We start from the raw sequence: 11,759 nt of genomic DNA, 5'->3' as shown, positions 1-11,759 counted from the left end.
AAGCACGGCAGCGGCCGTCACGGCCAGCAGCAGCGCCGCGGGCATCGGCCAACCTAACTGCGACGCGATGCCGGCCGCATAAGCGCCGAGACCTGCGAAAGCGACGAAGCCGAAGTTGACCATCCCGGCGTAGCCGGCCTGCAGGTTCAGGCCGAGCGCCATCATCGCGTACAGGCAGACCGAGGTCAGCAGGTGAACCAGGAAGCTAGACACGTCGCACCTCCCGGTCGAAGATGCCGTACGGGCGGACCATCAGCACGACGAGCAGGATCAGGAACGAGACCGCGCTGACGTAGGCGACCGGGAAGAACTGCATCGAACGGCCCACCAGCGAGCCGAAATCGACGTTGATGACCACGGTCTCGGCCAATGCGATCAGGAGCGCCCCGGCGGCGGCGCCGAGCGGGTTGCCCAGGCCGCCGAGGATCGCCGCCGAGAACGCCGGAATCAACAGGTTGTTGCCGAGATTGACGTGCACGCTTTCCGTGAGACCGAGCATCGTGCCACCCAGCGCCGCCAACACGCCGCTCGCGAACGTGATCAGGTTCGTCACCCGGTTCGCGTCGATGCCGGAAGCGAGTGCGAGCGGCCGGTTCGACGCCAGTGCGCGCATCGAACGGCCGAGGTTGGTTCGATACAGCAGCACGGAGAAGATCAGCAGCGTGAGCGCGCCGCACGCGATCGAGTAAGCCTGCGCGTCCGAGATCGCCACCCCGCCGATCGTCAACGGGACTCTGAGATCCTGCGTGTATTGCAGCGGCCGGGAACCAGCCGTCCCCAGCATGAGCGCGACCGCGATTAGCGACACCGCGAGCGAACCGATCATCGCGACCGCGCTGCCGGAGCGCTGCAGCCGCGTAAAGACCAGGACGTTCAGCAACACGGCGAGGCAACCGACGAGCGCGCACGACACGCCGGCCGCGAGCGCCAAAGGCAGGCCCGCACGCTGTCCGGCGAGCGACAGGAACGCGCCCAGCATGGCGTACTGCACGTGTGCGATGTTCGGGAAACGGATCAGCGAATAGAGCGTCGAGAGGCCGACCGAGACGAGCAACAGATCGGACGTGCGGATCAGGACGTCGAGAAGAAACTGCAGCATGGTGGGCTCCGGTAGCGTCGCTGCCCTTACTGCGCGGCGACGGCGACAGTCTGCTTGAACGACACTTTCTCGTAAGGCTGGGCGATCCGCTGGCCGTCGCTGTCGAATGAAATCGTGCCCGTCACGCCCGCATACGACTTGCCGAGCGCGTCGAACGCCGCGCGGATCTTGGCCGGGTCGGTCGAGTGCGCATGGTTGATCGCAGCGGCGGACAGCATCGTCGCGTCATAGGCGTAGCTGCCGAAGGCGGAGCGAGGCGCTTCCTTGTAGGCGGCCTCGTACGCCTGCGCGTAGCCATTCGCGTCCGCACCGCTCGACGCCACCTCGAGGCCGATCTGCCCGCGCGCGATCTCCGGCGGCGTATCGCTCGTGCACATCGTCAGGTAGATGCCGTACCACGGGCTCTTGTTCAATTGCATGTCGTATGCCTGGCGGTTGATGGTCGCCGCTTCCTGGCCGTACGCGCTGTAGATGTACGCATCGGGCTTGGCGCGCGCCATCTGCTCCAGCTCCCGGCGATAGGTCGATTGCCCCTCGGTATAAAGCACGAGGGCCTCGACCGTGCCGCCCAGCGCCTCGAAGCGCTTCTTGAATTCGCTGGCGATGCCCTGGCCGTAGCCGTTGTTAGGCGCGATGAACGCGACGTGACGCAGCTTCCGGTCGAACACATCTTGCGCGGCGAAACGCGCGGACAGGTCGTCGAGGCCGATCACGCTGAATGAGCCGGAGCCGATCTTGCGGATCTGCTGGCTTGACGAACCGATATTCACGTGCACGTCGCCCTGGCGAACCAGGAACTGCCCGATCGGGATCGTGATCGACGACGAGAATTCGCCGAGTACGACCGGCACGCGATCCACCGTGGCGAGCTTGCGGGTGGCGTCCAGCGCGGTGTTCGCGCCGCCGCCGGAATCCTCGATCCTGACTTGCAGCTTCTGGCCGAGCACGCCGCCCTGGGCGTTGATCTTCGCGACGGCGAGCTCGATGCCGCGGCGCTGGTCCTCGCCGATCGACGCGCTCGAACCCGTCAGCGGCAGCACGGCGCCGACGCTGACGTCGGCTCGCGCGTCAGGCAGATGAGACAGGCCGAAACACAGTGTCGCGAGCGCTTCGATTCCCCAGTGGCGTAGCTTCATTGTCGTTCTCCCAAGCATCGAAAATCAGTGGTTGATATACACAAGTGTCTACACAATTACTGAACAAAAATAGTTTGGGATAATTTTTTTGAGCCATCAAGAAAAATTTTAGACATGCCTGTTTTTAGGTTTATAGCTCTGTTTTAAAGCATCTTTGCACAACATTGGAGACACCTCATGCACCATGGAAACTACCATGAACCGATATGGGGAATCGAACGAAATTGATAAAAAAGTGTATGCAATCGTGAATTATGATGGATAGAATGCACTCAATATGAATCGATTGACGGAGGCTGGACCGATGGACATCAAGCGCTATGGAGCAGGAGACAGGATGAGTCAACTGGTCGTGGCCGGCGAGCTGGCATTCATCGCCGGGCAGGTTGCCGACGATAGCGGGCTCGACGTCGCGGGCCAGACGCGGCAGATCCTCGACAAGATCGATCGTCTGCTCGAAAGCGTCGGCGCCGACAAGCGCCGGATCGTGTCGGCCAGCATCTGGCTGGCCGACTACCGCAGCTTCGCGGACATGAACCGCATCTGGGATGCATGGGTGCCCAAGGGCGATGCACCGGCGCGGGCCTGCGTGGAATCGAAGCTCGCGTTTCCCGAGTACACGGTGGAAATCGCGGCAATAGCGGCCCTGTAGGAACCAAGAGGAACCAAGCGCATGAAAACGGTCGTTCTGGGTGGTGGCATCGTTGGCGTGACCACCGCCTATTTCCTGGCGAAAGCGGGCGACGAGGTCGTTGTGGTCGACCGGTGCGACGGTGTCGCGCTCGAGACCAGCTTCGCCAATGCGGGGCTGATCGCGCCGGGGCATTCGTATACCTGGGCGTCGCCGCGTGCGCCCAAGATCCTGTTGAAGTCGCTCTTCGCCGAGGGGCAGGCGCTGCGGCTCAAATTGACCGCGGACTGGCGGATGTGGGCGTGGTGCTGGCTGTTCCTGCAGAACTGCACCGTGGAACGTTCGCGCCTGAACACGTCGCGCAAGGTGCGGCTGTGCCGCTATTCGCAGCGGCTGCTGCAACAGATGACGCAAGACGAGCGGCTGATCTTCGATCGCATCAGTGGCGGATTACTGTACTTGTACCGCGATCCGGCGTCGTTCGAGCGCGGCGTGTCGAACATGTCGATCCTGGCCGACAACGGGCTGCCGCTCCAGACGCTGGACCGGCGCGCGGTGGTCGCGCTGGAACCGGCGCTCGCGGTTTCGGCGAACAGCATTGAAGGCGCCATCTATTGCCCGTCCGACGAAAGCGGTGACGCGCATCTGTTCACGCGCGAACTCGCGCTGCGCTGCCAGGCACTCGGTGTCGAGTTCCAGTTGGGTACGACGATCCGCAAAGTGCATGCGAGCGCTGACCGGATCGACTACGTCGACACGTCGCAAGGCCGGGTCAGCGGCGACCGCTACGTGCTCGCGCTGGGCTCGTATTCCCCGTTCCTCGCGCGCCAGCTCGGTTACCGGCTGCCGATCTATCCGGTCAAGGGCTATTCGGTGACATTGCCGATCGACGAGTGGCACGAGCCGCCGACCCTGGGCGGCGTCGAGGAGAACCAGCTGGTTGCGTGGGCGCGGTTCGGGCAGCGCCTGCGGCTGACGGCGACGGCGGAGTTCTGCGGCTACGACACGAATCATTCGCCAGCGGATTTCTCGCACATGCTCCAGACGGCGCAAGCGCTGTTTCCAAACGGCGCGGATTACCGGCGGCCGTCGTATTGGGCGGGCCTGCGGCCGATGACACCGGAAGGCACCCCGCTGATCGGCCCGGCCCGGCACGGCAACCTGTTCTTCAACACTGGTCACGGCCACATGGGCTGGACCATGTCGTGCGGCACCGCGAAGATACTCGTCGACATGATGAGCGGTCGCCGGCCCGACATCGACATCACAGGGATGACTCTGCAGTGAGCGAACTTCAATCTAGCCCCATCGACTCTCCTCCGGGCGCGTACGCGCGTTTTGGTTTTTCGCTGGACGAGGGAATCGCGAGGCGCGCGGCCATCGGCCTCGTCGTGCTGGCCACCGATCACACGATCGAGTATGAATGGCGTCGCATGGTGGCACTCGACGGCGTGGCGTTCTACGAAAGCCGGATCGCCAATTCGGCCGAGATTACCGCCGAGACGCTCGCCCTGATGGATGGCCGGATCCGGGCAGCCGTCGAACTGATTCGCCCGGGCGAGCATCTCGATGTGGTTGCGTTCGGCTGCACGTCGGCGTCTGCGGTGTTGGGCGAGGAGCGGGTATTCGAGCGCATCCGGGAAGCGCGCCCGGGAATCGCCTGCACGACGCCGATTACCGCCGCCCGCATCGCGCTCGCCGCGCTTGGCGCGCGTCGCGTGGCTTTACTGACGCCTTATGAGCGCCCGATCAACGACGCGATGAGCCGCTATCTCAGGGCGCGCGGCGTCGACGTCGTCAGTGTCGGGTCGTTTGAGCATCGCGACGACAACGAGGTCGCGCGCATTGATCGCGCCTCGCTTGAACACGCCGTGCTCGAACTGGGCCGCGATCCGGGCGTCGACGCGGTATTCGTTTCCTGCACGAGCCTGCGACTGGTCGACGCCATGGCGGATATCGAGGCGAAGCTTGGCAAGCCGGTTTTGTCGAGCAACCATGCACTGGCGTGGCATGCGTTGCGGCTCGGCAATGTCGAGGACCGCTTGCCGCAGTTCGGCCGGCTGTTCACGATTTGAATGAATGGAGGCGGTGGCCCGAGGCCGCCAGCAGGTGTAGTCGATAATAAGCGGTAGTGAAACGAACCAGGAGACACAATGGCAGCGAATTCCGTGATGGTGCGGGAAACCGGCGCGCCCAAGCGGGCAGGGCTGACGGTCAATGAGGTTTACGAGCAGTTGAAGCAGATGGCGGTGCTGTACAAGATCCGTCCCGGCGAGCGAGTCAACGAACTGGAACTGGCGGAGCGCCTCGACGTCAGTCGTACGCCGATCCGAGAGGCGCTGAATCGTCTGGTGGCAGAGAACTTGCTGACCTTCGTGCCGAACCGGGGATTTTTCATTCGAGAACTGGATGGGAAAGACGTGTTCGATCTTTTTGAATTGCGCCGCACGATCGAATCGACCGCGGTGATGCTGGCTTGCGAACGGGCCTCGGACAACGACATTAAAACGTTGCGCAGGTCGTGGAAGCAAGTGATGAAGAGCGCGGAGCGCACGCCGTCCGACGAACTTGTCCTCAGAGATGAGACGTTTCACCTGGAACTGGCCGCGCTGTCGGGCAACGCGGAGATTGGCCGGGTGCTGCAGGGGATCAATGCACGGATTCACTACGTGCGATGGGTGGACGTCGACCAGCGGCGCAACGAGGCGTTCACCGAGCATATGCAGATTCTCGATGCGCTGGCGGAGCGCGACGTCACACGCTGTGTTGCGCTGACGGACACGCATATCCGCTGGCGGATGGAAGAGATCACGCGCGTCGTGCATGCGAGCGTGGTCAAGCTGTACGCGAAATAACGGGCGGGCCGCGGTGCTTCCAGCCAGGACTGGAAGCACCGTGGAGCACCGCGCCGGCACATGGGACGCAGTCGATAGACAGGAGGACGGACTCGCCCGCGGACAGGGGCGAGAGACCATCATCTCTTCGCAACGAGGCGCCGTCATGAACCATGGCACACTGATCACGCTTTATAAACCGACCACGGAGCAGGTCGAGCACTTGCTGGATTTGCCCAGATTGAGTCCGGTGGTAGTGGCCGTCGATAATTCTCCGGCCGTCGACGAGCAGTTGCATGCGCGGCTACGGGCGCACGGCGTGGATGTAGTGGTGAACCGGAATCGCGGCGGCATTGCCGGGGCGTTCAACGCGGGCGTTCAGTTCCTGATCGATCGCGGCTGCGATGTCTTCTTCATTTTCGATCAGGACTCTTATATCCCGGACGACTATTTCGACCGCATGCTCGAAGGTTGCGCCGCGGTGGGAGATCCCCGGTTCCTGGTTGGGCCGCGGATCTTCAACCTCAACTTCAATCGCGACCTGCCGCTCTTCACGGTGCGCCGCTGGTCGGCGCAGATTACACGAATCAATGACGGCGCGCACGGCCTGCTGCGTTGCTCGGTGATCATCTCGTCGGGAACCGCCATCTCGCTTGAAGCGTACCGGGAGCTCGGCCAGTTTCGCGAGGATTTCTTCATCGACCACGTGGATGCCGAATACTGCATGCGGGCGCAGGCCCACGGGGTGCCAGTGTGCGTGAACGCCGATGTGTCACTGCCGCACGAGCTTGGCAAGCCGCCCGTGCGCCAGCACTGGCCGCAGGTCGAGATCTTCGACCAAAGCGCCTTGCGCCACTATTACGCGGCGCGCAATTGCATCCTGGTCGCGCGCGACTACTGGCGCCGCTATCCGGCAATGTTGCTGATCAATCTGATCACGTTGAAGCATGTCGCGTTTGTGCTGCTCCACGGTAAGGAAAAGCGTACGAAGCTGAAGGCGATCCTTTGCGGCGTGACGGATGGGTTGCGCGGGCGGTACGGCCGCGTCTGACATTCGCTGGAGCGGTTCGTTTCTATCGTGGCTCTTCAACATGCCGCGAGACGGATTTAGTCGGATATATCGATTTGGAATACTAATCAATGTGAGGAAACCGCAATGAACCAGATATCGTCCGATGCACGCCGTTACACGGGAGCATTTTCCGTCGCCCCGACCATCTTCACTGAGCAGGGGGAACTCGATCTCGACGGGCAGAAGCGGTGCATCGATTTCATCATTGACGCCGGTGCAGACGGCATTTGCATCCTGGCGAACTACTCGGAACAGTTTTCGCTGTCTGATCCGGAGCGGGAGCGTCTGACGGAGACGATACTCGACCATGTGGCCGGGCGCGTGCCGGTGATCGTGACCACGACGCATTTCAATCCGCGCATCTGCGCGGAACGCAGCCGTGACGCGCAGGCTCGCGGGGCGGCGATGGTCATGATCATGCCGCCTTATCACGGGGCGACGATCCGGTGCGCCGAACAGGCGATCCACGGATTCTTCAGCGAGGTGTCAGAGCGTATCGCGATTCCGATCATGTACCAGGATGCGCCGATGAGCGGCACGCAAGTATCGGCGGCGTTCCTTGCGCGAATGGCTCGCGAAATTCCCAATCTGCGCTACTTCAAGATCGAGGTTCCCCAGTCGGCCGCCAAGCTGCGCGAATTGATCGCGCTGGGCGGCGATGCCATTGAAGGCCCGTGGGACGGCGAAGAGGCGATCACGCTGCTCGCGGACCTTGACGCGGGCGCGACCGGCAGCCTGCTCGGCGCGGGTTATCCGGACGGGCTGCAGCCGATCATCCGCGAATACCTCGCCGGCAATCGCGACGAGGCAGTACGCGTGTACGAAAAATGGCTTCCGCTGATCAATTTCGAGAACCGCCAGTGCGGCCTGATGGCGTGCAAGGCCTTGATGAAGGAAGGGGGGATCATCGGCTCGGACGCACTACGTCGGCCACTCGCGCCGCTTCATCCGGCCACTCGCCAGGGTCTCGTCGAGATCGCCCGGCGCCTCGACGCACTCGTGCTGCGCTGGGCTCGTTGAGCCCGGCCGCTTGGCCGTGATCCGGTCTTCCCAATTGGAGCGACGCTCATGAGCATGCCCACCATCCGACACATCCGCGCGCTGACGATCAGAGGCGGCGGCGCAGACTATCACGATCAGGGCAGCGGCCACTGGATCGACGATCACATCGCCACGCCGATGGCGCGTTACCCGGAGTACCGGCAGAGCCGCCAGTCGTTCGGCATCAATGTGCTGGGCACACTCGTCATTGAGATCGAGGCGAGCGACGGGACCGTGGGGTTCGCCGTGACGACGGGAGGCGAGATCGGCGCGTTCATTGTCGAGCGACACCTGGCGCGATTCATCGAGGGGCAGCTCGCGACCGACATTGAAAAGATGTGGGATCAGATGTATTACGCGACGCTCTATTACGGACGCAAGGGCGTCGTGCTGAACGCGATATCCGGCGTCGATCTGGCGCTCTGGGACCTGCTGGGAAAGATCCGCCAAGAACCCGTGCATCAACTGCTCGGCGGCAAGGTCCGGGAGGAATTGCAGTTCTATGCGACAGGCGCGCGGCCGGATCTCGCCAAGGAGATGGGCTTCATCGGCGGTAAGCTGCCGCTGCAGCATGGGCCGGCGGAGCAGGAGGACGGGCTGCACCGCAATCTCGAGAAGCTTGCCGAGATGCGCAGCCGCGTCGGTCCGGATTTCTGGCTGATGTACGACTGCTGGATGAGCCTCGACCTGCCGTACGCGACTAAGCTCGCGCATCGTGCGCAGGAGTTCGGCCTCAAGTGGATCGAGGAATGCCTGCCTCCCGACGATTACTGGGGTTATGCGCAGCTGCGCCGCAACGTCCCGCGCGACATGCTGGTAACGACGGGCGAGCACGAAGCCACGCGCTGGGGCTTCCGGATGCTGCTGGAAATGGAGTGCTGCGACATCATCCAGCCCGACGTCGGCTGGTGCGGCGGCATCACGGAACTGCTCAAGATATCGGCGCTGGCGGATGCGCGGGGCGTGCTCGTGATCCCGCACGGATCGTCGGTTTACAGCTATCACTTCGTGACGACGCGCCACAACAGTCCGTTTGCCGAGTTTCTGATGATGGCGCCGGATGCCGACCGGATTGTCCCGATGTTCGCTCCGCTGTTGCTGGACGAGCCCGTGCCCGCCAACGGGCGGATGAAGGTGCCCGACACTCCTGGATTCGGCGTAAGGCTGAATCCGGACGTGCGCACCCAGCGCCCGTATTCGCGTTGATCCCGCCCTCGGATAGAGCACAGGAGGCACTACATGCTGCTGGAACACAAGGTCGTGGTAGTGACGGGCGGCTCGCGCGGCATCGGGCGATCGATCGCGCTGGCCTGCGCGCGGCACGGCGCCGATGTCGTGCTGAACTACTGGAGCAACCCGCTGCTCCCCGGGCAGGTCGACCATCAGATCGACAGCCTGCTCGACGAGATCCGCGGCACCGGGCGCGAAGCGATCGCCGTGCCGGGAGACATTGCGTTGCCGGAGACGGCCGCGCATCTGGTGGCTAGCGCAGTCGATGCATTCGGGCGGATCGACGTGCTCGCCAGCAACGCCGGCATCTGTCCGTTCCACGCGTTTCTCGACCTGCCGCCCGGGCTGCTGCAGCGGACAATGGAAGTCAATCTGCATGGCGCGTTCCATGTGGCGCAGGCGACGGCCAAGCAAATGGTCCGGCAGGGCACGGGCGGCGCGATCGTCGCGACGAGCTCGATCAGTGCACTCGTCGGCGGCGGTCTGCAGACCCACTACACGCCGACCAAGGCCGGCGTGCATGCACTGATGCAGTCGTGCGCGGTCGCGCTCGGGCCGCACCGGATCCGCTGCAATTCGGTCCTGCCGGGCACGATTCGGACCGAGATCAACGAGGCCGACCTGAGCGCGCCCGACAAGCGCGCCTATTTCGAGGGGAGGGTTCCGCTCGGCAGGCTTGGCGAGCCCGACGAGGTCGCCGATTGCGTGGTGTTCCTCGCGTCCGATATGGCACGCTACGTGAACGGCGCGGCGCTGCTGGTCGACGGCGGCTTGTTCGTCAATCTGCAATGAGCGAGGACGTATGGAAACGATCGCGTTCCGAATGCAATTGAGGCCGGGCCAAGAGGAAGCGTACCGCGCGCGGCACGACGCAATCTGGCCAGAACTCGCGCAGACCTTGCGCGACGCGGGCATCGCCGACTACTGGATCTTTTTCGACGACGAGACCCATCATCTGTTCGCGGTGCTCAAGCGATCCGCGGATCACACGATGGATCGGCTTGCCGACGAGGACGTGATGAAACGCTGGTGGGCCCACATGGCGGACCTCATGGCGACGCATCCGGACCGACGCCCGCGACAGCACTCGCTCAAACCGATGTTCCACCTGGCATGACGCCGCAGACCGGGAGATGCCATGCAAGTAGTCGATCCGCACATTCACTTCTGGGACGCCGAGACGCTGCGCTATAGCTGGTTGGATCATGCCCGGCCGGTGTTCTCGGGCCACACCGCCCGGTTGCCCAGGATCTATGGACCGGAGGCGTTGTCCGCCGACAGTGCGGAGATCGACGTGCTGAAGGTCGTACACGTCGAGGCGATCCACGATGCATGGACGTCGCCAACGGAAGTCGACTGGTTGCAGGCACTCGCGGACGATCCGCTGTCGTCCGGCAAGCCAGAGGGAATCGTCGCGGGCGTCGACTTGCTGCGCGTGGACGCCCGCACGCTGCTGGCCGATGCGGCCGCCCACCGCAACGTGCGGGGCATTCGCCAAGTGCTCAACCGGCATAGCGATCCCTGGTACAACTATGTCGCGGTCGATTATCTGACGGAGCCGCGCTGGCTCGAACACTTCAGGTTGCTGAACGAATTCGCACTGTCGTTCGATCTGCAACTGTACCCCTCTCAAGTTGATGCCGCGCTGGCGCTGATCGAGGCCAACGCGCAGACGTCGTTCATCGTCAATCATGCGGGCATGTTCGTCGACCGGGACTCAGTGGGCGGCTATCGGGCGTGGCGCGACGGCCTGCGTCGCCTTGCGCGCCATGCGAACGTCTCGGTGAAGATCAGCGGCCTCGCGATGTTCGATCACCACTGGACAGTGGAGAGTTTTCGTCCTTACGTGCTCGAAACAATGGATGCGTTCGGCGTGCCGCGCTGCATGTTCGCGTCGAACTTTCCCGTCGACCGGTTGCACGCCAGCTATGCGGCTTTGTGGAATGCGTATGCGAAAATCGTCGCAGGCGCGACAGCCGCCGAGCAGCGGGCTCTGTTTGTCGAGAATGCGGAACGGATTTATCGGATTTGATTTTACGCACGTGAAACGTCACCCGTTCGGTTGTCTGCATGGCTTCTGCCCGGCCACAGGGCGCGAGATGCCCAGCGTGCTCCGATCGCGATCGCCTCGGCCATCTCAAACACCTTGGGAATTGGCCGCCTCCTCGCGCGACCCGGCGTTCCGGATGCGCTGCTCGAAACTGGTCCAGTTCATTGGCTAGCAGGTTCGCAAGGTCCACATTGGTCGGCGCGATATTGATACCCAGTCAGTGAGGTTTCTCGTCACTTTCTGCCCCGTACACAGTTGTCGACGTAATCAGCCCACTCCTGCATGACCCGGCGGCGGTCCCCATCGAAGGTCGTGCGGTCATAGGCCTTCTGCACGTCGCCCCGTTTCGCGTGGGCCAACTGCGCTTCGAGCACGTCGATATCGATGCCCAGGCGCTCGCGGCCGACGGTGCGGAGCATGCCCCGGAAGCCGTGCGTTGCGTGCTTGCCTTGAAATCCCATATCGCGCAGTGCCTTGCTGAGGGCGTCACGGTGTAGATGCGGTGTTTTCTGCTTAGCCGGAGACGGAAAAACATAGGCACTATCGCCCGTTATTGTTTTTAGTTCGTGCAGAACAATCAGCGCTTGCCGGGGAAGTGGAACGATGTGGTCATGCCGCATCTTCATGCGTTCACCGGGAATATGCCATTCGGCCGCGTCGAGATCG

At 63.1% G+C, this 11,759-nt stretch carries 14 protein-coding genes; 10 read left to right on the top strand and 4 right to left on the bottom strand.

What is annotated here, in order from left to right:
- The 3 genes from EOS_RS17455 to EOS_RS17445 form a co-directional block, all read right to left on the bottom strand.
- The coding region (locus EOS_RS17455; protein WP_047847926.1) for an ABC transporter permease subunit at positions 1-213 on the bottom strand (213 nt) is incomplete at its 3' end.
- Positions 206-1,099: a branched-chain amino acid ABC transporter permease gene (locus tag EOS_RS17450; protein ID WP_047847925.1), complete on the bottom strand. Its 894-nt coding sequence runs from the start codon at positions 1,097-1,099 to the stop codon at positions 206-208. The genes EOS_RS17450 and EOS_RS17455, both read right to left, overlap by 8 nt.
- 26 nt (positions 1,100-1,125) lie before the next feature.
- Positions 1,126-2,235 carry an ABC transporter substrate-binding protein gene (locus EOS_RS17445; RefSeq protein WP_082163400.1) on the bottom strand — a complete coding sequence of 370 codons (1,110 nt, stop codon included), beginning with the start codon at positions 2,233-2,235 and terminating at the stop codon, positions 1,126-1,128.
- Between the two features lie 304 nt (positions 2,236-2,539).
- On the opposite strand from EOS_RS17445, the gene EOS_RS17440 reads away from it, so the two are divergent.
- From EOS_RS17440 to EOS_RS17395, 10 genes are all read left to right on the top strand, one after another.
- Positions 2,540-2,887, top strand: coding sequence for a RidA family protein (locus tag EOS_RS17440; protein ID WP_047847924.1), 348 nt, complete (start codon positions 2,540-2,542; stop codon positions 2,885-2,887).
- Between the two features lie 21 nt (positions 2,888-2,908).
- Positions 2,909-4,153 (top strand): D-amino acid dehydrogenase, encoded by a 1,245-nt coding sequence (locus EOS_RS17435; RefSeq protein ID WP_047847923.1) that lies wholly within the window; start codon positions 2,909-2,911, stop codon positions 4,151-4,153.
- Positions 4,150-4,941 (top strand): maleate cis-trans isomerase family protein, encoded by a 792-nt coding sequence (locus tag EOS_RS17430; protein WP_047847922.1) that lies wholly within the window; start codon positions 4,150-4,152, stop codon positions 4,939-4,941. Before EOS_RS17435 ends, EOS_RS17430 begins: the two co-directional genes overlap by 4 nt.
- A gap of 78 nt (positions 4,942-5,019) precedes the next feature.
- Positions 5,020-5,721, top strand: a complete 702-nt coding sequence (locus EOS_RS17425) for a GntR family transcriptional regulator (RefSeq protein ID WP_047847921.1) — start codon at positions 5,020-5,022, stop codon at positions 5,719-5,721.
- 145 nt (positions 5,722-5,866) lie between these two features.
- Positions 5,867-6,751, top strand: coding sequence for a glycosyltransferase family 2 protein (locus EOS_RS17420; RefSeq protein ID WP_047847920.1), 885 nt, complete (start codon positions 5,867-5,869; stop codon positions 6,749-6,751).
- A gap of 105 nt (positions 6,752-6,856) precedes the next feature.
- The gene (locus tag EOS_RS17415; RefSeq protein ID WP_047847919.1) at positions 6,857-7,792 is read left to right on the top strand and encodes a dihydrodipicolinate synthase family protein; all 936 of its coding nucleotides are present in this window, start codon (positions 6,857-6,859) and stop codon (positions 7,790-7,792) included.
- 48 nt (positions 7,793-7,840) lie between these two features.
- Complete coding sequence (rhmD, locus tag EOS_RS17410; RefSeq protein ID WP_047847918.1) at positions 7,841-9,019, top strand: L-rhamnonate dehydratase; 1,179 nt, start codon at positions 7,841-7,843, stop codon at positions 9,017-9,019.
- A 33-nt stretch (positions 9,020-9,052) separates the two neighbouring features.
- Entirely contained in the window at positions 9,053-9,835 is a 783-nt protein-coding gene (locus EOS_RS17405; protein ID WP_047847917.1) for an SDR family NAD(P)-dependent oxidoreductase, read from the top strand.
- Between the two features lie 10 nt (positions 9,836-9,845).
- Entirely contained in the window at positions 9,846-10,160 is a 315-nt protein-coding gene (locus EOS_RS17400; RefSeq protein ID WP_047847916.1) for an L-rhamnose mutarotase, read from the top strand.
- 21 nt (positions 10,161-10,181) lie between these two features.
- A complete protein-coding gene (locus tag EOS_RS17395; RefSeq protein WP_047847915.1) occupies positions 10,182-11,075 on the top strand; it encodes an amidohydrolase family protein in 894 nt (297 codons plus the stop codon).
- Between the two features lie 251 nt (positions 11,076-11,326).
- On the opposite strand, the gene EOS_RS17390 is transcribed toward EOS_RS17395, so the two are convergent.
- Positions 11,327-11,759 (bottom strand): tyrosine-type recombinase/integrase (locus tag EOS_RS17390; protein WP_047847914.1); only part of this gene is annotated, 433 nt, incomplete at its 5' end.

Source organism: Caballeronia mineralivorans PML1(12), from assembly GCF_001028175.1.
GTDB lineage: Bacteria > Pseudomonadota > Gammaproteobacteria > Burkholderiales > Burkholderiaceae > Caballeronia > Caballeronia mineralivorans.
This window is presented reverse-complemented; position numbering and strand designations above follow the sequence as displayed.